Origin of the sequence: Pseudoxanthomonas winnipegensis, from assembly GCF_030322905.1 — a bacterium.
GTDB classification, from domain to species: Bacteria; Pseudomonadota; Gammaproteobacteria; order Xanthomonadales; family Xanthomonadaceae; genus Pseudoxanthomonas_A; species Pseudoxanthomonas_A winnipegensis.
Map to the genome: position 1 here is coordinate 783,848 of NZ_CP095475.1, position 21,206 is coordinate 805,053.

Genomic DNA, 21,206 nt, shown 5'->3' on the forward strand with positions numbered 1-21,206 from the left:
GTGCCCGGATGCGCCCCGACGCGCAGCCCGGCCACCTTCCGGTGATGTTCGCCCAGTGCATGGACGGGCTGCAGGTGAAGGTGGACGGAACGTATCTGGACGGCACGCTCGGCCGCGGCGGCCACGCGCGCGGCGTGCTGCAACGACTCGGCCCGGGAGGCCGACTGCTGCTGATGGACAAGGATCCCGACGCGATCGCCCATGCGCACGCCGTGTTCGACGGCGATGCACGTGTGTCGGTGTATCGCGGCAGCTTCGCCGAACTGGCGCAGTGGGACGCCACGGCCGACGGCCTGGATGGCGTGCTGCTGGACCTGGGCGTGTCCTCGCCGCAGCTGGACGTGGCCGAGCGCGGCTTCTCCTTCGGCAAGGACGGCCCGCTGGACATGCGCATGGATCCCGACGCGGGCGAGAGCGCCGCGCAGTGGCTGGCGCGCGCCGAAGAGGCCGAGATCGCCGACGTGCTGTGGCAGTACGGCGAGGAGCGCATGAGCCGGCGCATCGCCCGCGCCATCGTCGCGCGCCGCGGCGAGACCCCGCTGACCCGCACCGCGCAGCTGGCCGAGCTGATCGCCAGCGTGATGCCGCGCGGCAAGGACAAGATCCACCCAGCGACGCGCAGCTTCCAGGCCATCCGCATCCACATCAACCGCGAGCTGGCCGATCTGGAGCTGGGCCTGGACGCGGCCCTGTCGCGGCTGAAGGTCGGCGGGCGGCTGGCGGTGATCAGCTTCCATTCGCTGGAAGACCGCATCGTCAAGCGCTTCATCGCCGGCCACGCCAAGGCGCCGGCCGGCAACCGCCGCCTGCCGGTGGCGCAGGACTTCACGCCCACGCTGAAGATCATCCAGGACGCGGCCCGCGCCGATGCCGAGGAAACCGCCGCCAATCCGCGCGCGCGCAGCGCGGTGCTGCGCGTGGCCGAGAAGCTGGGGCAGGCCGCATGACCCGCCTGCTGCTCATCGTCGTGATCGTGGCCAACATCGCCACCGCCATCGCGGTGGTGTACGCGCGTCACCAGCACCGCGTGCTGTTCGTCCAGCTCAACCAACTGGACAAGGCGCGCGATGAGCTGAACATCGAATTCGGCCGGCTGCAGCTGGAGCAGGCCACCGTGGGCGAGAGCAATCGCGTCGAGCGCATCGCGCGCGAGCGTCTGGGCATGAAGTCGCCCGAATCGGCCGATGTCGTGGTGATCCGCCCATGAGCCTGCGCGATGCCATCGAGCGGGTGATCAAGCGCAACGGCGAGCGCAAGGGCGCGCTGCCGCGCAACCGCAACCGCGCGCGCTACGACCTGCGCAACCGCCTGCTGTTGGTCGGCGGCGCGCTGGTGCTGTGCTCGGTCAGCCTGGTCGGCCGCGCCGCCTATGTGCAGCTGATCAACAGCGACTTCTATCAGAAGGAAGGCGACGCGCGGTTCACCCGCGAGCTGGCCATCCCGACCTCGCGCGGCATGATCACCGACCGCAACGGCGAGCCGCTGGCCGTGTCCTCGCCGGTGGAATCGGTGTGGTGCGATCCGCGCGAACTGCTCAAGTCGCCCGACCGCCTGCCCGAGCTGGCCCAGGCGCTGGGCGAGCCGCTGGAGAGCCTGACCCGCCGCGTCAGCCAGAAGGCGGATAAGGAGTTCATGTATCTCAAGCGCCGCATCAATCCCGACGCGGCCAAGGCGATCCTTGCCCACGGCGTGCCCGGCGTGTATTCGCAGCGCGAGTACAAGCGCTTCTACCCGCAGGGCGAGGTGATGGCCCACATCCTGGGCTTCACCAACATCGACGACCGCGGCCAGGAAGGCCTGGAGCTGGCCTTCGACGACTGGCTGCGCGGCAAGCCGGGCCTGAAGAAGGTCATCCGCGACCAGGCCGGCCACATCGTGGAGAACATCGACCTGGTGCGCCCGGCGCAGCCGGGCAACGACCTGACCCTGAGCGTGGACCGCCGCATCCAGTACATCGCCGCGCGCGAACTGCGCCGCGCGATCGACGACAACCAGGCCGCAGGCGGCTCGGTGGTGATCCTGGACGTGGCCACCGGCGAGGTGCTGGCCATGGCCAACCTGCCCACGTTCAACCCCAATGCGCAGGACCTGGGCAAGCCGGACGTGCACCGTAACCGCGCGGTCACCGACCTGGTCGAGCCGGGCTCGACGATGAAGCCCATCACCATCTCCACCGCGCTGGCGGCGGGCGTGGTCACGCCGAGCACGCTGATCGACACCAACCCGGGCTACATGGCGCTCAAGGGCGGCTTCACCATCCGCGACGTGCCGCGCAACAACGGCGTGCTGACCGTGGGCGGGGTGATCACGCACAGCTCCAACATCGGCGCGGCCAAGATCGCCGACAAGATCCAGGACCAGACCTTCTACAACACGGTCAAGGCCTTCGGTTACGGCAGCGCGCCGCATAGCGGATTCCCGGGTGAAGCCTCGGGTCTGTTCCCTTCGCCCGCGCGCTGGAGCGGCACGTCCAAGACCACGATGTCCTACGGCTACGGCCTGGCGGTGTCGCCGCTGCAGATCGCCCGCGCCTACGCGACCATCGGCAACGGCGGCGTGCTGGTCACCCCGACCTTCATCAAGGGCATGCGCAGCGAGAACAGCGTGCAGGTCGTGCCCCGCGAAGTGACCAAGCAGGTCATCGCCATGATGGAGACCGTGGTGACCCAGGGCGGCGCCAAGGATGCGGCCGTGCCGGGCTATCACGTGGCCGGCAAGACCGGTACCGCGCGCATCGCCTCGGGCGGCAGCTACGCCTCGGGCCACTACACCGCGCTGTTCGCCGGGCTGGTGCCGGCGACCAATCCGCGCTTCGTCATGGTCACCGTGATCCGCGACCCGCAGGCCGGCAAGTACTACGGCGGCCTGGTGTCCGCGCCGGTGTTCCACAACGTGATGGAAGACGCGCTGCGCCTGATGGACGTGCCGCCGGACGACATCGACAGCTGGCTGGCCGCGCAGGCCAAGGACGAGGCCAAGCGCGCCGCGCAGGCGCCCAAGCGTGCGCCGACCGTCGCCGCGCTGCCCAAGCCGTTGCCCGCACCACTGCCCGCGCCGATCCAGGCCAAGGCCGAGCCGGCGCTGCCCAGGAGCCTGGAATGAGCCGCGCCATGGCCCTGTCCGCGCTGCTGCCCGACGTGCCCGCCGTCCCGGCGGGCCTGATCGTGCACGGGCTGACCCAGGACAGCCGCAGCGTGCGGCCGGGCGACGCCTTTGTGGCCATCGGTCCGGTCGACAACAGCCCCTCGACCTGGCACGGGCTGGGCTTCGTCGAGCAGGCGCGCGCCGCCGGCGCGGCGGCGATCCTGTTCGAACCGCCGGCGCCCGACGCGCTGCCGGCCCCGGCCGATGCGATCGCCGTGCCGGGTCTGCGTCATCGGCTGGGCGCGATGGCCGATACCTTCTACGGCCACCCCTCGCGGCAGATGACCGTGGTCGGGGTGACCGGTACCAACGGCAAGACCTCCTTCGTGCAGCTGCTCGGCCAGGCCTGGCATCTGCTCGGCGTGACCGGCGGCAGCATCGGCACGCTCGGCGCCGGCCTGTACGGGCAGGTGCAGCCGACCGGCTTCACCACGCCGCTGGTGCTGCAGACTCATGCGCTGCTGGCGCAGCTGCATGAGGCCGGCGCGCAGGCGGTGGCGATGGAAGTCAGCTCGCACGCGCTGGTGCAGACCCGCGTGGACGCGGTCGCCTTCGACGTGGCGGTGTTCACCAACCTCACCCGCGATCATCTGGACTACCACGGCACCATGGAAGGCTACGGCGCGGCCAAGGCGCGGCTGTTCCAGCGCGCCGGCCTGCGGGCCGCGGTGGTCAACCTGGACGATGCCTTCGGCGCGACCCTGCCGGGCAAGCTGGCCGACGGGGTGCAGCTGGTCGGCGTCAGCGCGCTCGGCGCGGCGCAGGCCGCCGTGCAGGCGCGCGATGTCGTGCTGGATGCGTCGGGCATCGGCTTCTCGCTGGCGCTCGGCGATGCCGTGCACCCGGTGCGCTCGCCGCTGCTGGGACGCTTCAACGTGGACAACCTGCTGGCCGTAGCCGGCGTGCTGCACGCCACCGGCATCGCAACGGCGCGTATCGCCCAGGTGCTTGGCCAGCTGCAGCCGATCCACGGCCGCATGAACCGCCTCGGCGGCGTCGACGGCCAGCCGCTGGTGGTGATCGATTACGCGCATACCCCGGACGCCCTGCAGCAGGCCCTGACCAGCCTGCGCGGCCACCTCGAAGGGCGCCTGATCTGCGTGTTCGGCTGCGGCGGCGACCGCGATCGCGGCAAGCGCCCGCAGATGGCGCGCATCGCGCAGCAACACGCCGACGCGGTGATCGTCACCGACGACAATCCGCGCAGCGAGGACGGCGATGCCATCGTCGCCGACATCGTGGCCGGATTCGACGCGCACGGCGTGCGCTTCGAGGTCCAGCGCGACCGCGCGCGCGCCATCGCCCACGCGGTGAGCCAGGCGCAGGCCGGCGACATCGTGCTGATCGCCGGCAAGGGGCATGAGCCCTACCAGGAAGTCCATGGCGTCAGGCGCGCCTTCGACGACACCGTGCAGGCGCAGGCGGCCCTCCAGGCGCGCGCAACGCTGGACCAGGACCTGGAGGCGCGGCGATGAACCGCCTGCCCCTGTCGCTGATCGCGCACCTGGCCGGCGGCGAGCTGCATGGCGAGGACGTCACCGTGGCGGCGGTGTCCAACGACACCCGCGCGCTGCGCCCGGGCAGCCTGTACGTGGCCCTGCGCGGCGAGCGCTTCGACGGCCACGACTTCATCGCCCAGGCCGCCGCACAGGGCGCCGGCGCGCTGCTGGTCGATCACGCCGTGGACAGCGCGCTGCCGCAGGTCGTGGTGGCCGACACGCAGCAGGCGCTGGCGCGCCTGGCCGCCGGCCTGCAGCGCGATCGCGCGGGCAAGGTGGTGGCCATCACCGGCAGCAACGGCAAGACCAGCGTCAAGGCGCTGGTGCTGTCCATTCTCGAGCGCGCCGGCCAGACCTGGTCGACGCCGGGCAACCGCAACAACGAGATCGGCCTGCCGCTGGCGGTGATCGAGGCCCCGGACGCGGCCGAGTACGCCGTCTACGAGATGGGCGCAGGCAAGCCGGGGGACATCGCCTATCTGACCGACATCGCGCGCCCCGACGTGTCGCTGGTCAACAACATCGCGCCGGCGCATCTGGAACGCATGGGCAGCCTGCTCGGCGTGGCCCAGACCAAGGGCGCGATCTACAGCGCGCTGCCCGAGACGGGCGTGGCGGTGATCAACGCCGACGATGCCTTCGTCGAATACTTCGCCGGGCTGGCCGCGGGCCGGCGCGTGCTGCGCTTCGGCCTGGAAGGCAGCGCCGACATCCGCGCGCGCGACATCGTCACCGACGCGGAAGGCTCGCACTTCACCCTGCTCACCCCGCAAGGCCAGGCGCAGGTGCGTCTGCCGCTGCCAGGCCGCCACAACGTGCGCAACGCGCTGGCCGCCACCGGCCTGGCGCTGGGCTGCGGCGTGGCGCTGGCCACCATCGTCGAAGGCCTGCAGGCCGCGCGCCCGGTCGCCGGCCGCCAGGTCTCGCACACGCTGCCCTCCGGCGCGGTGCTCATCGACGACAGCTACAACGCCAACCCCGGTTCGCTGGCCGCCGCGATCGACACGCTGGCCGCCACCACCCGGCACGGCTGGCTGGTGCTGGGCGACATGCGCGAGCTCGGCCCGGAAGGCGCGGCGCTGCACGCCGCTGCCGGCGCCCAGGCCAAGCAGGCCGGCATCGCCCGCCTGTACGCGCTGGGCGAACTGAGCGCCCACGCGGCCGCGGCCTTCGGCGACGGCGCGCGCGTGTTCGACACGCACGCCGCGCTGGCCCAGGCGCTGGCCACGGAGCTGGACGCGTCCGCGTCCGGTTCCGCTTCCCCGGCCTCGCGTCCCGTGATCCTGGTCAAGGGGTCCCGCGGCAGCGCGATGGACCGCATCGTCACCGCGCTGCTTCCCGCCGCGCCCGCGCAATCCACGGGAGGCACCGCGCATGCTGCTTGAACTGGCCCGCTGGCTGAGGCAACTGGACTCGGTCTTCGCGATCTTCAACTACCTGACCCTGCGCGCGATCCTGGCGGCGCTGACCGCGCTGTTCCTGTCGCTGTGGATGGGCCCGGCGGTGATCCGCCGGCTGGCGCAGTTCAAGGGCGGCCAGCCGATCCGCAGCGACGGCCCGCAGACGCATTTCTCCAAGGCCGGCACGCCGACCATGGGCGGCGCGCTGATCCTGATGACCGTGGCGCTGGCCACGCTGCTGTGGGGCGACCTGCGCAACCGCTACGTGTGGCTGGTGCTGGCGGTGATGGTGGCCTTCGGCGCGATCGGCTGGTACGACGACTGGATCAAGATCGTGCGCCGCGATCCCAACGGCCTGAAGTCGCGCTGGAAGTACCTGCTGCAGTCGATCTTCGGCCTGGCCGCGGGCATCTTCCTGTGGCACACCGCGGATGTGGCGGCGGCGACCACGTTCTACATCCCGCTGTTCAAGGCCGTGGCGCTGCCGCTGGCCGGGGTGGGCTTCGTCACCATCGCCTACTTCTGGATCGTGGGCTTCTCCAACGCGGTCAACCTCACCGACGGCCTGGACGGGCTGGCGATCATGCCGACCGTGCTGGTGGCCTGCGCGCTGGCGGTGTTCGCCTACGCCTCGGGCAACGTGGTGTTCTCCAACTATCTGCAGATCCCGCAGGTCCCGGGCGCGGGCGAGCTGGTCATCATCTGCGCGGCCATCGCCGGCGCGGGCCTGGGCTTTCTGTGGTTCAACACCTATCCGGCGATGGTGTTCATGGGCGACATCGGCGCGCTGGCGCTCGGTGCGGTGCTCGGCACCATCGCGGTGATCGTGCGTCAGGAACTGGTGCTGGTGGTGATGGGCGGCATCTTCGTCGTCGAGACGCTCTCGGTGATGATCCAGGTGGCCAGCTTCAAGCTCACCGGCAAGCGCGTGTTCCGCATGGCGCCCATCCATCACCACTTCGAACTCAAGGGCTGGCCCGAACCGCGCGTCATCGTCCGGTTCTGGATCATTTCGGTGATCCTGGTCCTTGTCGGTCTGGCCACGTTGAAGGTGCGCTGATGAACGACTTCCGCAAGCAGGCCATGCGCCTGGAATCGATCGGTGGGCAGTACGACTTCTGGCTGGTGGCCGCCGCCGGGGCGCTGGCGGCGATCGGCGTGGTGATGGTGGCCTCGGCCTCGATCGCCATGGCCTCCACGCCGTACTACTACCTGAGCCGCCACGTGGTGTTCCTGGCGCTGGGCGTGGGCCTGGCGATCACCGCCATGCGCATGGAGCTCAAGTCCATCGAGAAGTACAACCAGCTGCTGCTGCTGGGCTGCTTCGCGCTGCTGGTGGTGGTGTTCGTGCCGGGGCTGGGCAGCACGGTCAACGGCGCGCGGCGCTGGATCAATCTGGGCTTCACCCGCTTCCAGACGGTCGAGGCGGTCAAGGTGCTCTACATCGTCTGGCTGGCCAGCTACCTGGTGCGCTTCCGCGACGAGGTCAATGCGACCTGGGGCGCGCTGATCAAGGCCATCGGCGTGGTGCTGGTGCTGATCGCGCTGCTGCTGCTGCAGCCGGACTTCGGCTCGTCCACGCTGCTGCTGGGCATCACCGCCGGCATGCTGATCCTGGGCGGCGCCAACCTGCCGCGCATGACCATGCCGGTGCTGGCGCTGCTGCCGGCGCTGGTGGCGCTGGTGGTGTTCGAGCCCTACCGCATGCGCCGCGTCACCTCCTTCCTGGATCCGTGGAAGGACCAGCTGGGTTCGGGCTATCAGTTGTCCAACGCGCTGATGGCCATCGGCCGCGGCGAATGGACCGGCGTGGGCCTGGGCAGCTCGGTGCAGAAGCTCAACTACCTGCCCGAGGCGCACACCGACTTCATCTTCTCGGTGATCGGCGAGGAGCTCGGCTTCCTCGGCGTGTGCGCCATCATCGGCCTGTACGCGCTGCTGGTCGGCCGCGCGCTGTATGTCGGCTACCGCTGCATCGGCCGCAACCGTCACTTCGCCGGCTACATCGCCTTCGGCATCGCGCTGTGGATCGGCATGCAGGCCTTCGTCTCGATCGGCGTCAACCTGGGCCTGCTGCCAACCAAGGGCCTGACCCTGCCGCTGATCTCCTCCGGCGGCTCGTCGGTGCTGATGACCTGCGCGGCGATGGGCCTGCTGCTGCGCGTGTCCTACGAACTCAGCCGTGCCGAGAAGCACATCGCGCTGACCCGCGGCATCGAGTCGCGCGATCAGCGCGACGAGGGCTCCTCCCCGCAGGTTGCGCAAGTCGCCACGCCCGCGCGCGCCGGCGAGCCCGCCCCGCAGCCGGCACCGGCCAAGGCCGCCGTGCGCGGCAACGCGCGCCCGCAGCGCATCGAACCCACTTTCGAGCGGATTGGTTGATGGCAGGCGACGCGCCCGTGATGATCCTGGCCGGCGGCACCGGCGGCCACATCTTCCCCGCGCTGGCCGTGGCCAAGGTGCTGCGCGCGCGCGGCGTGCCGGTGACCTGGCTGGGCGCCGACGGACAGATGGAAACGCGCCTGGTGCCGCAGCACGACATCGCGCTGGACACCATCGCGGTCAAGGGCCTGCGCGGCAAGGGCGCCGCGGCGCTGTTCGGCGCGCCCCTGCGCATCGCCGCGGCGGTCATGGCCGCCGCCGGCGTGCTGCGCCGGCGTGCGCCGCGCGCGGTGATCAGTTTCGGCGGCTACGCGGCCGGCCCGGGTGGCGTGGCCGCCCGGCTGCAGGGCCGGCCGCTGCTGGTGCACGAGCAGAACCGCGCGCCGGGCATGACCAACAAGCTGCTGTCCCGTGTCGCGCGCCGCGTGCTGACCGGCTTCCCGGGCAGCTTCGCCACGCGCGAGGAAGCCGTCGGCAACCCGGTGCGCGAGGAGATCGCCGCCATCGCCCCGCCGCGCGAACGCCTGGCCGGTCGCGAAGGCCCGCTGCGCCTGCTGGTGCTGGGCGGCAGCCAGGGCGCGCGCGCGCTCAACACCGCCGTGCCGCAGGCGCTGGCCGCGCTGAAGCTGGACGCGCAGGTGCGCCACCAGTGCGGCGAGAAGCTGCGCGCCGAGGCCGACGCGGCCTACGCCCAGGCCGGCGTGCCCGCCAGCGTGGAGAGCTTCATCGCCGACATGGCGCAGGCCTATGCCTGGGCCGACCTGGTGGTGTGCCGCGCCGGCGCCTCCACCCTGGCCGAGCTGTGCGCCGCCGGCATCGGCAGCGTGCTGGTGCCCTTCGCCGCGGCGGTGGACGACCACCAGACCCGCAACGCGCAGTACCTGGTCGAACACAGCGCCGCGGTGCTGCTCAAGCAGGACGACAGCTTGAACGTGCACCTGCAGCGCGTGCTGGCCGTGCTCTCGGCCGACCCGCAGCGCCGGCTGGACATGGCCATCGCCGCGCGCGGGCTGGCCCGCATCGATGCGGCCGAACGCATCGCAGACATCATTCTGGAGGAAGCCGCATGATTTCCGCGGCGCGTGAACGCCGGCTGCAGAACACCGGCAACCTGGCGCAGGCCTTTCGCCGTGTGCACTTCGTCGGCATCGGCGGCTCGGGCATGAGCGGCATCGCCGAGGTGCTGTGCACGCTGGGCTACGAGGTCTCCGGTTCGGACGCGTCGGAGAACGCGGCCACCCGGCGCCTGGCCTCGCTCGGCGCGCGCGTGATGCGCGGCCACAACGCCTCCAACGTGCTGGGCACCGACTGCGTGGTCGTCTCCAGCGCGATCAAGGCCGACAACCCCGAGCTGATGGAGGCGCGCAGCCAGCGCATCCCGATCGTGCCGCGCGCGATGATGCTGGCCGAGCTAATGCGCTTCCGCCGCGGCATCGCTGTGGCGGGCACGCACGGCAAGACCACCACCACCTCGCTGACCGCCGCGGTGCTCAGCGAGGGCGGCCTGGACCCGACCTATGTCATCGGCGGCCAGCTGCTCTCGGCCGGCGCCAACGCCAAGCTCGGCGACGGCCAGTGGCTGGTGGCCGAGGCCGACGAGAGCGACGGCAGCTTCCTGCGCCTGAATCCGCTGATCGCGGTCATCACCAACATCGATGCCGATCACCTGGAGAACTACGGCAACGACTTCGCCCGCGTGCAGGCGGCCTTCGCCGAGTTCCTGCAGCGCCTGCCGTTCTATGGCCTGGCCGTGCTGTGCATCGACGATCCGGAAGTGGCCGCGCTGGCCGCCGAGACGCCGCGCCATGTGATGACCTACGGCCTGTCCGACGGCGCCGATATCCGTGCCGAGAACGTGGTGCAGGAGGCCGGGCGCATGCGCTTCACCCTGTGCCTGCCCGAGGACGTGTCGGTCGGCGTGACCCTGGCGCTGCCGGGCAAGCACAACGTGCTCAATGCGCTGGCCGCCGCGGCGGTGGGCTGGCAGCTGGGCGTGCAGCCGGGCACGATCGCGCGCGCCCTGGCCAACTTCTCCGGCATCGGCCGGCGCTTCAACGATCTGGGCGCCATCGACACCGGGCGCGGCGCGACCGTGCAGCTGATAGATGACTACGGCCACCATCCCAAGGAGCTGGCCGCGGTCTTCGCCGCCGCGCGCGGCGGCTGGCCGGACAAGCGCCTGGTGGTGGCCTTCCAGCCGCATCGCTACAGCCGCACGCGCGATCAGTTCGACGCCTTCGCCGCGGTGCTGAGCGAGGTCGACGCGCTGGTGCTGAGCGAGGTCTATCCGGCCGGCGAGGCGCCGATCGCCGGGGCCGACGCCAAGTCGCTGGCGCGCGCCATCCGCGCGCGCGGCCGCAACGAGCCGGTCGTGGTCAGCAGCGTGGCCGACCTGTCCACCGTGCTGCCCGACGTGCTGGCCGACGGCGACCTGCTGCTGATGATGGGCGCCGGCGACATCGGCGCGGTCGCCCAGCAGATCGCCGCGCAGGGCTTCGTCCCGGGAGGCCAGGCATGAGCGCGACGTCGCTTCCGTCCTCGCGCATCGCCGATGCGGCCGCGTTCGGCCGCGTCGCCGTGCTGATGGGCGGCACCTCCAGCGAGCGCGAGGTGTCGCTGAACTCCGGCGCCAACGTGCTCGAGGCGCTGACCGCGCGCGGCGTGGACGCCTTCGCGGTCGATGGCATCCCCGCGCTGGCCACGCTGCTGGCGCAGGGCGGCTGCGATCGCGTGTTCAACGTCCTGCACGGCCACAATGGCGGCGGTGAGGACGGCGTGGTCCAGGGCCTGATGACGGCCTTCGGCGTGCCTTATACCGGCTCGAACGTGCTCGGCTCGGCGCTGAGCATGGACAAGGTGCGCACCAAGCAGGTCTGGCTGTCACTGGGTCTGCCGACCCCGCGCTACGTGCGCCTGGCGGCGACGGCCGATGCGCAGGATCCCGCGAGTGCCGCTGAAGGCAGGATGCCGAAAGCGGCCGTGCACGCCGCGGCCGCCGAGCTGGGCCTGCCGGTGATCGTCAAGCCGGCCAACGAAGGCTCCAGCGTCGGCGTCACCCGCGTGTTCGAGGACGCGCAGCTGGACGAGGCGGTGGCACTGGCCGCGCGCTACGACGGTGAGCTGCTGATGGAACAGCTGGTGGTCGGCGACGAGCTGACCGTCGGCATCCTCGGCCAGACCGCGCTGCCCTCGATCCGCATCGTGCCCAAGGGCGCCTGGTACGACTACAACGCCAAGTACATCGCCGAGGACACCCAGTACCTGTGCCCCGGCCTGGAGGGAGAGGCCGAGGAAGAGATCCGGCGCATCGCGCTGGCCGCCTTCAACGCCGCCGGCTGCGGCGGCTGGGGCCGCGTGGACGTGATGCGCGACGCCGCCAGCGGCGCGTTCTTCCTGCTCGAGGTCAACACCGCGCCGGGCATGACCAGCCACTCGCTGGTGCCCAAGGCCGCGCGCCAGGCCGGGCTGGGGTTCGAGGATCTGTGCTGGCGCATCCTGGAGCAGACGGTATGAAGCCGGGATTGGGGATTCGGGATTCGGGATGGGTCGACAGCGGCGCCGCATGCGTCGCCGCGGCCGTTTCCCATCCCCAATCCCGAATCCCCAATCCCGCGCACGGAGCACGCCCATGAGCAATGCCCTGCGCGTGCTGACCTGGATCCTGGCGCTGGCGCTGGTCGCCCTGCCGGTCGTGGCCGTGTTCAACGGCTGGATCGGCGCCGAACGCTGGCCGCTGAAGCGGCTGCGCGTCGGCGGCGAGCTGCACCGCGTCGATCCAGCGCAACTGCGCGCGGTGGTGCTGCCGTATGCGGCGCGCGGCTACTTCGCCGTGCAGCTGAGCGATGCCCAGCGCGCGGTCGAGCGCCTGCCCTGGGTCGAGCGCGCGCAGGTGCGCAAGCGCTGGCCCGACGTGCTGGAAGTGACCGTGATCGAGCACAAGCCCTTCGCCCGCTGGGGCAGCGACAAGCTGCTGTCGGTGGACGGGGCGCTGTTCCCGCTGCCCAGGAACGTCGACGCCAGCGCGCTGCCGCAGCTCGGCGGCCCGGAGAGCCAGGTGGCTGAAGTGGTGGCCCTGTACAACGAATCGACCCAGCTGTTCGCGCCGCTGGGGCTGAAGGTGGACGCGCTGGCGATGGATGCGCGCGGCAGCTGGTCGCTGACCCTGGGCAACGGCCTGAACGTGGTGATCGGCCGCGCCGACGCCCGTCCGCGCCTGCAGCGCTTCGTGCGCCTGCTGCCGCGCCTGCTCGGCGATCCGCGCCAACTGGCCAGCGTGGACCTGCGCTACACCAACGGCTTCGCCCTGACCTGGGGCAACGCCAGGCCGGCCGCCAACGATGGCGCCGCCACGACTCCTCCTCCCGTCAGCGCACCGGCCCCGATGGCCGCGCTGACAGCACACGCATCGCAGCAGGCATTCCACGCATGAACCGCAAGGGCGACAAATCCCTGATCGTCGGACTGGACATCGGCACCTCCAAGGTGACCGCGCTGGTCGGCGAATATTCCCCCGGCAACCCGATCGAGGTGATCGGCATCGGCAGCCATGAGTCGCGTGGGCTCAAGCGCGGCGTGGTGGTCGATATCGAATCGACCGTGCAGTCGATCCAGCGCGCGGTGGAGGAAGCCGAACTGATGGCCGGCTGCGAGATCCGCAGCGTCTACGCCTCGATCTCCGGCGCCCATGTGCAGTGCAAGAACTCGCCCGGCATCGTGCCGATCCGGGACGGCGAGGTGACCTGGGCCGACCTGGACCGCGTGCTCGACGCGGCCAAGGCCGTGGCCATCCCGGCCGATCAGAAGATCCTCCACGCCATCCCGCGCGAGTACAAGCTGGACAACTCGCAGGAAGGCATCCGCAATCCGGTCGGCATGACCGGCGTGCGCCTGGAGGTGGACGCGCACCTGGTGGTCTGCGCGCAGTCGGCCGCGGCCAACATCTCCAAGTGCGTGCAGCGCTGCGGCCTGCAGATCGACGATCTGATCCTGTCTTCGCTGGGCTCCTCGGTGGCGGTGCTGACCGCCGACGAGCGCGAGCTGGGCGTGGTCCTGGTCGACATGGGCGCGGGTACCACCGACCTGGCGGTGTTCGTGCACGGCGCGATCTGCCACACCGCCTCGCTGCCGATCGCCGGCGACCACGTCACCAACGACATCGCGCACATGCTGCGCACGCCCACCCCGGAGGCCGAGCAGATCAAGGTGCGCTACGCCTGCGCGCTGGCCCAGCTGGCCACTGCTGAGGAATCGATCCAGGTGCCGTCGGTGGGCGATCGCCCGCCGCGGCGCATGCCGCGCCATTCGCTGGCGCAGGCGGTGCAGGGTCGCTACGAGGAGATCTTCGAGATGGTCCAGGCCGAGCTGCGCCGCTCCGGCTTCGAGGAACTGGTGCGCGCCGGCATGGTGCTCACCGGCGGCGCCTCGAAGATGGAAGGCGTGGTCGAACTGGCCGAGGAGATGCTGCAGATGCCGGTGCGCATCGGCATCCCCCAGCACGTCACCGGCCTGGGCGAGGTGGTCGGCAACCCGGTCCACGCCACCGGCGTGGGCCTGCTGCTGATGGGCAGCCAGATCGAGCATCCGCGCCGGCCGTCGCTGCCCACGGGCAAGGCCGGCAGCTTGTTCAAGAAACTGCAGAACTGGTACCGCGGCGAATTCTGATTCGACGCGGCAAGAGGCACGACGCCGGCGCGAGGGCGCGCCGGCGTGAGGCGAGGGCAGGGACAACGGGATTTGAGCGTCACCCAGCTGTATTCAAAAGACATACCCACACAAAGATGAGGACAACGGACATGGCACATTTCGAACTGGTTGAAACGATGGCTCCCAACGCGGTGATCAAGGTCATCGGGGTGGGCGGCGGCGGCGGCAACGCCGTGGCGCACATGGTGGCCAGCAGCGTGGACGGCGTGGAGTTCATCACCGCCAACACCGACTCGCAGGCGATCAAGAACTGCGGCGCCAAGCAGCAGCTGCAGCTCGGCGGCAACGTCACCAAGGGCCTGGGCGCGGGCGCCAACCCGGAAGTCGGCCGCCAGGCCGCGCTGGAAGACCGCGACCGCATCATCGAGGCGCTGACCGGCGCGGACATGGTGTTCATCACCGCCGGCATGGGCGGCGGCACCGGCACCGGCGCCGCGCCGGTCGTGGCGCAGCTGGCCAAGGAGATGGGCATCCTGACGGTGGCCGTGGTCACCAAGCCGTTCCCCTTCGAAGGCCGTCGCCGCATGCAGGTCGCGCTGAAGGGCATCGAGGAACTGTCCACCCACTGCGACTCGCTGATCACCATCCCCAACGAGAAGCTCATCACCGTGCTGGGCCGCAACGCCACGATGATCCAGGCCTTCCGCGCCGCCAATGACGTGCTGCTGGGCGCCGTGCAGGGCATCGCCGACCTGATCGTGCGTCCGGGCCTGATCAACGTCGACTTCGCCGACGTGCGCACCGTGATGAGCGAGATGGGCCTGGCCATGATGGGCACCGGCGCCGCCCGCGGCGACGACCGCGCCCAGGCCGCCGCCGAGGCCGCGATCCAGAACCCGCTGCTGGACGACGTCAACCTGTCCGGCGCAAACGGCATCCTGGTCAACATCACCGCCGGCCCGGACTTCACCATGGCCGAGTTCGACGAGGTCGGCCGCACCGTGGAGGGCTTCGCCTCGGAGGACGCCACCGTGGTGGTGGGCACCGTGCTCGACCCGAACATGCAGGACGAAGTCCGCGTGACCGTGGTCGCCACCGGCCTGAACCGCGCCGTCGCCCGCCAGCCGGTGCGCGGCACCGACCTGGGCGGTGGCTACCAGCCGCGCGAGACGGTGCGTGCGCCGATCAAGCTGGTGCGCGATGCCACCACCGGCCTGCCGGTCGACGCGGTGCCACTGCCCAACACCACCGCCACCGGCAAGATCGACCCGGTGATGGGCGCCACCCAGGGCCTGGGCCTGCGTCGCAACGCCGGCACCGAGCCCAGCGTCGGCGGCCCCGCCGGCGCGGCCGAGCTGCCGGACAACTACCTGGACATCCCGGCGTTTCTGCGCCGCCAGGCCGACTGATCCACCGTTCCACCCGGTCACGCGCGCGAACCGGCAGCCTGCTGCCGGCCGCGCGCCGACACCGGCGCAGTACACACCGTGACGTGTCCAAGTGATTTCCCGCCGGGCCGGCCTGCCCGGTCCGGCGGGCTTTTCACCGCCAGGACGCGCGCCGCGCCCGTGGGGCAGGTGCGCGTGCCGTGACACGCTTCCATTCAGGTTCAGACCCGGGTGGTATCATCACGAATTGTTGACATTTCGCGTGCGAGCTCCCCGATGATCCCCCAGCGCACTCTCAAGAACGTGATCCGCGCCACCGGCGTGGGCCTGCACAGCGGCAACAAGGTCTTCATGACCCTGCGCCCGGCGGCCCCGAACACCGGCGTGGTGTTCCGTCGCGTCGATCTTGATCCGGTCGTGGAGATCCCCGGCGATGCCTCGCTGGTCACCGAGACCACGCTGTGCACGGGCCTGAGCTGTGGCCCGGCCAAGGTCCAGACCGTCGAACACCTGATGTCGGCCCTGGCCGGCCTGGGGATCGACAACATCTATGTCGAACTGTCTGCGGCCGAGCTGCCGATCATGGACGGTTCGGCCAGCCCGTTCGTGTTCCTGCTGCAGTCCGCCGGCATCGTCGAGCAGAACGTGCCCAAGCGCTTCATTCGCGTGACCAAGCCGGTGGAAGTGCGCGACGGCGACAAGATCGCGCGGTTCGAGCCCTACGACGGCTTCAAGCTGGGCTTCACGGTCAAGTTCGACCACCCGATGATCCCGGCCTCGCAGTCGCGCGCCGAGGTGGACTTCTCCACCGGCGGCTACATCCGCGAGGTCGCGCGAGCGCGCACCTTCGGCTTCATGCGCGATCTGGAGTACATGCGCGAGCGCAATCTGGGCCTGGGCGGCTCGATGGACAACGCGATCGTGCTGGACGAGTTCCGCGTGCTCAACGACGACGGCCTGCGCTACGCCGACGAGTTCGTGCGCCACAAGATCCTGGACGCCATCGGCGACCTCTACCTGGCCGGCCACGCGATCCTGGGCAAGTACGAGGGCTACAAGTCCGGTCACGCGCTCAACAACACCCTGGTGCGCTCGCTGATCGCCCAGACCGACGCCTGGGAAGAGGTGTCCTTCGGCCCGGAGGCCACCGAGCCGCCGCCGCCGATTCACTACGCGGCCATCCCCGCGCTGGCGCACTGAACGCCTGCCCGCGCCGAGGCGCGCGGGTCGAGCGCGTCGACGAAACGTGAATCCGATCGCCTGAACAGGCCCGGCTTAACCGTTTTCTAACTTTGAGCTAACGACTGGCCCAGCCCGGGTCGGTACGATGCCTGCCGGCCTTCCACCCGGTCTTAACGTTTGGACCTGGGACGCGGCCCTGTTGTTCCACCCGCGCCTGGCGCGGGAGACGCCTCCAGCATCTCCATCGCCTCGCGCAGGGCGGCACGCGCGACCGGGGAGCCCGTGCCGGAGCGCTGGCCGGCGGTCTCGGCCTGGAAGAGGGGTTGCAGCGAAGTCCGGGCGATCACGGAGTTGATCCCAAGACCGAGGGAGCGGGCGACTTCGACCAGGTGTGCGGAGGCCAGGCGGAGCTTGGCGTTCCAGACCGGCGAATCCACCACGAAGACCAGACGGTCCCCCGTCACATTGGCCAGGCGGCAGTGCGCGGCCAGCGCCGGGAGCAGACAGGGGCGCAGTTGCTGTTCCAGCGCGTCGAGCCGGATGGCATGACGCAGCGGATCGGCCGCCGCCGACGCCAGCGCGGCCTCCAGGGCCGGCACCGGCGTCGCCGGCCGACGCGACTGGGACTTGGCTTGAGACATCGATATTCCATGAGCTTCAACAACGTTCTTCACAATACGCGCTCCTGGGCACGCCATCACCTGGCCCTGCGGGCCGTGCAGGCGCGCCGCTTCAGCCACGCCCGCCCGCTGGCCAGTGCCGGCATCCTGCTCGCCGCCGGTCTGCTGGCCGGCCTGGCCACGCGCAGCGCCTTCGGCCTGGCGCAGGTGTCCTACCTGCAGGCCAAGACCGCCAGACAGCAGGCCGAGCTCGAGCAGGTCAAGCGCGGCGCGCAGCAGGAGATCAACGCCATGTCCGCGCGCCTGGGCGAGCTGCAGGCCCAGGCCAACCGCCTCAACGCGCTGGGCGAGCGGCTAACCCAGATGGGCAAGCTGGACGACGGCGAATTCGACTTCAACGAGCCGGTCGGCGTGGGCGGCCCGGAAGGCGCGGTCAGCGACATGCCGCCGCGCGAGCTGGCGCAGGGCCTGGACGCGCTGGGGGCCAAGTTCGACGCCTCCGGCCAGCAACTCTCGGTGCTCGAGTCGCTGCTGTTCAACCGCCAGCTGGACCGCAACGCCACGCCCTCGCGCATGCCGCTGGCCAATACCTACATCACCTCCGGCTTCGGCGGCCGCGCCGATCCGTTCGGCGGCGGCGGCGAGCGGCACAAGGGCATCGACTTCAAGGCCAACGTCGGCGATCCGGTCATGGCCGTGGCCGACGGCGTGGTCAGCTTCGCCGGGGTCAAGAGCGGCTACGGCAACGTGGTCGACATCGACCACGGCAATGGCTATGTGACCCGCTACGCGCACAACTCGCGCGTGGTGGTGAAGCCGGGCGACCTGGTGCGCGCCGGGCAGGAAGTGGCCAAGGCCGGGTCCACCGGGCGTTCGACCGGCGCCCACGTGCATTTCGAGGTCTGGCAGGACGGCCAGGTGGTGAACCCGAGCAAGTTCCTGGGCCAGGGCCCCACCCCGGTGGGCGTGCGCGGCCGCGGCTGAGGCGCGTCCGCGGGGCGCCTTGATTCGATCAGCGGCGCCCCAAGCTACAATGTCGTGTTCTCGTGACGGGGCGCCTTGCGCCCGCGTTGCGTTTTTCGGCATCCGGCCTTGGGGAAGCAAAGAGGCCAGCGGTGATGCCGACGCTCCTTCCCATTCCGGTTCTTCTTCATGATCAACAGCTTGCTCACCCGCGTCTTCGGCAGCCGTAACGAACGTCTGCTCAAACAGCTCGACCGCCTGGTGGTGCGCATCAATGCGCTGGAACCGGAGCTGCAGAAGCTCAGCGACGAGGAACTGAAGGCCAAGACTCCCGAATTCCAGAAGCGCGTCGCCGAGGGCGAGGCGCTGGACAAGATCCTGCCCGAGGCCTTCGCCGTGTGCCGCGAGGCCTCGCGCCGCGTGCTGGGCCTGCGCCACTACGACGTGCAGCTGGTCGGCGGCATGGTGCTGCATCTGGGCAAGATCGCCGAGATGCGCACCGGCGAGGGCAAGACCCTGGTCGCGACCCTGGCCGTGTACCTCAACGCGCTGGAAGGCAAGGGCGTGCACGTGGTCACGGTCAACGACTACCTGGCCCGCCGCGACGCGGCGCAGATGGGCAAGCTGTACAACTGGCTGGGCCTGAGCGTGGGCGTGGTCTACCCGGGCATGCCGCACGGCGACAAGCGCGCGGCTTACGCCAGCGACATCACCTACGGCACCAACAACGAGTTCGGCTTCGACTACCTGCGCGACAACATGGCCATGGCGCGCGAGGACCGCTACCAGCGCCAGCTCAACTTCGCCATCGTCGACGAGGTCGACTCGATCCTGATCGACGAGGCGCGCACGCCGCTGATCATCTCCGGCCCGGCCGACGATTCGCCCGAGCTGTACGTGCGCGTCAACCGCATCGTGCCGGCGCTGATTAAGCAGGAGAGCGAGGAAGGCGAGGGCGACTACTGGGTCGATGAGAAGTCCAAGCAGGTGCACCTGTCCGAGGCCGGCCAGACCCACGCCGAGGACCTGCTGCGCCAGGCCGGCATCCTGAAGGACGACGAGGACGATGGCCTGTACTCGCCGCAGAACCTGGGCGTGGTCCACCACCTCAACGCCGCCCTGCGCGCCCATGCCATCTACCAGCGCGACGTGGACTACATCGTGCGCGACGGCGAGGTGGTGATCGTCGACGAGTTCACCGGCCGCACGCTGGTGGGCCGGCGCTGGTCCGACGGCCTGCATCAGGCGGTCGAGGCCAAGGAAGGGGTGCAGGTGCAGCGCGAGAACCAGACGCTGGCCTCGATCACCTTCCAGAATCTGTTCCGCATGTACAACAAGCTGGCCGGCATGACCGGTACGGCGGACACCGAGGCCTACGAGTTCCAGAGCATCTACGGCCTGGAAGTGATCGTGATCCCGACCCACCGGCCGACCATCCGCAAGGATTCGCCGGACCAGGTGTTCCTCAACCGCAAGGGCAAGTTCAACGCGGTGCTGGCCGACATCCAGGACTGCTACAAGCGCGGCCAGCCGGTGCTGGTGGGCACCACCTCGATCGAGACCTCGGAGATGCTCTCCGAGCACCTGCGCAAGAACAAGGTCCCGCACGAGGTGCTCAACGCCAAGCAGCACGAGCGTGAGGCCTCGATCGTCGCCAACGCCGGCCGTCCGGGCGCGGTGACCATCGCCACCAACATGGCCGGCCGCGGCACCGACATCGTGCTGGGCGGTTCGCTGGAGGCCGAACTGGCCGCGCTGGGCGAGGACGCCTCGGAGCTGGACATCGCCCGCGTGCGTTCGGAGTGGAAGACCCGCCATGAGCAGGTCAAGGAAGCCGGCGGCCTGCACATCGTGGGCACCGAGCGCCACGAGAGCCGCCGCATCGACAACCAGCTGCGCGGCCGTTCCGGCCGCCAGGGCGACCCGGGTTCCTCGCGCTTCTACCTGTCGCTCGAAGACAACCTGATGCGCATCTTCGCCAGCGACTGGGTGCAGAAGGCGATGAAGCTGATCGGCATGAAGGAGGACGACGTGATCGAGGATCGCCTCGTCAGCCGCCAGATCGAGAAGGCCCAGCGCAAGGTCGAGGCGCACAATTTCGACATCCGCAAGAACCTGCTGGACTTCGACGACGTCAACAACGACCAGCGCAAGGTCATCTACGCCCAGCGCGACGAGCTGCTGGACGCCGAGTCGGTGAAGGAGAACATCGAGGGCATCCGCGGCGACGTGGTCGCCGACCTGGTCGCGCGTCATGTGCCGGCCAATTCGGTCGACGAGCAGTGGGACCTGCCCGGCCTGCAGGCCGAGCTGGCCGCCGAGGCGGGCCTGGACCTGCCGGTGACCCAGTGGCCGGCCCAGTTCGAGGAACTGGACGCCGAGCGCATCGAGGCGCTGGTGCAGGAGGCGATGGACACGCACTTCGCGCAGAAGGAAGAGCAGATCGGCGCCGAGACCATGCGCGCGCTGGAGAAGCACGTGATGCTGACCGTGCTCGACAAGGGCTGGAAGGAGCATCTGGCGCGCATGGACTATCTGCGCCAGGGCATCCATCTGCGCGGCTATGCGCAGAAGCAGCCCAAGCAGGAGTACAAGAAGGAAGCCTTCGAGCTGTTCTCGGAGATGCTGGAAGGCGTCAAGCGCGAGGTGATCACCATCCTGGCGCGCCTGCGCATCCGCAGCGAGGAGGAGGTGGCCGAACTGGAGGCGCAGGAGCGCCGCGTGGCCGAGGCCCAGCAGCGCGCCATGCAGTTCCAGCACGCGCCCACCGGTGGCTATGGCGCCGACGAGGAAGCCGCCCAGGTGCAGGCCGCGCAGGCTGCCGCGGCCGCCGCCCCGGCCACGGTGTTCCGCGACGAGCCCAAGGTGGGCCGCAACGATCCCTGCCCCTGTGGCAGCGGCAAGAAGTACAAGCACTGCCACGGCCAGCTGAGCTGATCCAGGCCCAGCACCTGGTGAAAACGAAGAAGCCCGGATGTCGCCATC

General features: G+C 70.2%; 16 protein-coding genes and 1 pseudogene. 16 read left to right on the forward strand and 1 reads right to left on the reverse strand.

Annotated elements, in window-relative coordinates; all coding sequences use genetic code 11:
* Positions 1-8: 8 nt before the first annotated feature.
* The 14 genes and pseudogenes from rsmH to lpxC all read left to right on the forward strand — a co-directional run bounded on the left by rsmH (position 9) and on the right by lpxC (position 16,656).
* Positions 9-947 (forward strand): 16S rRNA (cytosine(1402)-N(4))-methyltransferase RsmH, encoded by a 939-nt coding sequence (gene rsmH / locus MWN52_RS03325; protein WP_130523184.1) that lies wholly within the window; start codon positions 9-11, stop codon positions 945-947.
* Positions 944-1,207 carry a cell division protein FtsL gene (gene ftsL, locus MWN52_RS03330; RefSeq protein ID WP_130515460.1) on the forward strand — a complete coding sequence of 88 codons (264 nt, stop codon included), beginning with the start codon at positions 944-946 and terminating at the stop codon, positions 1,205-1,207. The genes rsmH and ftsL overlap by 4 nt, the downstream gene beginning before the upstream one ends.
* Positions 1,204-3,102 (forward strand): peptidoglycan D,D-transpeptidase FtsI family protein, encoded by a 1,899-nt coding sequence (locus MWN52_RS03335; protein ID WP_286576614.1) that lies wholly within the window; start codon positions 1,204-1,206, stop codon positions 3,100-3,102. Before ftsL ends, MWN52_RS03335 begins: the two co-directional genes overlap by 4 nt.
* Positions 3,099-4,619: a UDP-N-acetylmuramoyl-L-alanyl-D-glutamate--2,6-diaminopimelate ligase gene (locus tag MWN52_RS03340; RefSeq protein WP_286576615.1), complete on the forward strand. Its 1,521-nt coding sequence runs from the start codon at positions 3,099-3,101 to the stop codon at positions 4,617-4,619. Before MWN52_RS03335 ends, MWN52_RS03340 begins: the two co-directional genes overlap by 4 nt.
* On the forward strand, positions 4,616-6,028 hold the full coding sequence (locus tag MWN52_RS03345) for a UDP-N-acetylmuramoyl-tripeptide--D-alanyl-D-alanine ligase (RefSeq protein ID WP_286576616.1): 1,413 nt from the start codon (positions 4,616-4,618) through the stop codon (positions 6,026-6,028). The genes MWN52_RS03340 and MWN52_RS03345 overlap by 4 nt, the downstream gene beginning before the upstream one ends.
* On the forward strand, positions 6,018-7,103 hold the full coding sequence (gene mraY / locus MWN52_RS03350; RefSeq protein ID WP_130515468.1) for a phospho-N-acetylmuramoyl-pentapeptide-transferase: 1,086 nt from the start codon (positions 6,018-6,020) through the stop codon (positions 7,101-7,103). Before MWN52_RS03345 ends, mraY begins: the two co-directional genes overlap by 11 nt.
* On the forward strand, positions 7,103-8,425 hold the full coding sequence (ftsW, locus tag MWN52_RS03355) for a putative lipid II flippase FtsW (RefSeq protein ID WP_130515469.1): 1,323 nt from the start codon (positions 7,103-7,105) through the stop codon (positions 8,423-8,425). Before mraY ends, ftsW begins: the two co-directional genes overlap by 1 nt.
* A pseudogene (gene murG / locus MWN52_RS03360) lies at positions 8,425-9,489 on the forward strand (undecaprenyldiphospho-muramoylpentapeptide beta-N-acetylglucosaminyltransferase); the annotation flags it as partial. The gene ftsW and the pseudogene murG, both read left to right, overlap by 1 nt.
* A 2-nt stretch (positions 9,490-9,491) precedes the next feature.
* Complete coding sequence (gene murC, locus MWN52_RS03365; protein WP_286576617.1) at positions 9,492-10,943, forward strand: UDP-N-acetylmuramate--L-alanine ligase; 1,452 nt, start codon at positions 9,492-9,494, stop codon at positions 10,941-10,943.
* Positions 10,940-11,938: a D-alanine--D-alanine ligase gene (locus tag MWN52_RS03370; RefSeq protein ID WP_286576618.1), complete on the forward strand. Its 999-nt coding sequence runs from the start codon at positions 10,940-10,942 to the stop codon at positions 11,936-11,938. The genes murC and MWN52_RS03370 overlap by 4 nt, the downstream gene beginning before the upstream one ends.
* A 115-nt stretch (positions 11,939-12,053) precedes the next feature.
* Positions 12,054-12,854, forward strand: a complete 801-nt coding sequence (locus tag MWN52_RS03375; RefSeq protein ID WP_130530758.1) for a cell division protein FtsQ/DivIB — start codon at positions 12,054-12,056, stop codon at positions 12,852-12,854.
* Entirely contained in the window at positions 12,851-14,086 is a 1,236-nt protein-coding gene (gene ftsA / locus MWN52_RS03380) for a cell division protein FtsA (RefSeq protein ID WP_130515479.1), read from the forward strand. Before MWN52_RS03375 ends, ftsA begins: the two co-directional genes overlap by 4 nt.
* Before the next feature lie 131 nt (positions 14,087-14,217).
* Positions 14,218-15,477, forward strand: coding sequence for a cell division protein FtsZ (ftsZ, locus tag MWN52_RS03385; RefSeq protein ID WP_130515481.1), 1,260 nt, complete (start codon positions 14,218-14,220; stop codon positions 15,475-15,477).
* A gap of 255 nt (positions 15,478-15,732) precedes the next feature.
* On the forward strand, positions 15,733-16,656 hold the full coding sequence (gene lpxC, locus MWN52_RS03390) for a UDP-3-O-acyl-N-acetylglucosamine deacetylase (RefSeq protein WP_130515483.1): 924 nt from the start codon (positions 15,733-15,735) through the stop codon (positions 16,654-16,656).
* 152 nt (positions 16,657-16,808) lie between these two features.
* On the opposite strand, the gene MWN52_RS03395 is transcribed toward lpxC, so the two are convergent.
* The gene (locus MWN52_RS03395; protein WP_286576620.1) at positions 16,809-17,279 is read right to left on the reverse strand and encodes a DciA family protein; all 471 of its coding nucleotides are present in this window, start codon (positions 17,277-17,279) and stop codon (positions 16,809-16,811) included.
* Between the two features lie 9 nt (positions 17,280-17,288).
* On the opposite strand from MWN52_RS03395, the gene MWN52_RS03400 reads away from it, so the two are divergent.
* On the forward strand, positions 17,289-18,242 hold the full coding sequence (locus tag MWN52_RS03400; RefSeq protein WP_130515487.1) for a M23 family metallopeptidase: 954 nt from the start codon (positions 17,289-17,291) through the stop codon (positions 18,240-18,242).
* A gap of 168 nt (positions 18,243-18,410) precedes the next feature.
* Positions 18,411-21,158, forward strand: a complete 2,748-nt coding sequence (secA, locus tag MWN52_RS03405) for a preprotein translocase subunit SecA (protein WP_286576621.1) — start codon at positions 18,411-18,413, stop codon at positions 21,156-21,158.
* Positions 21,159-21,206: the final 48 nt, after the last annotated feature.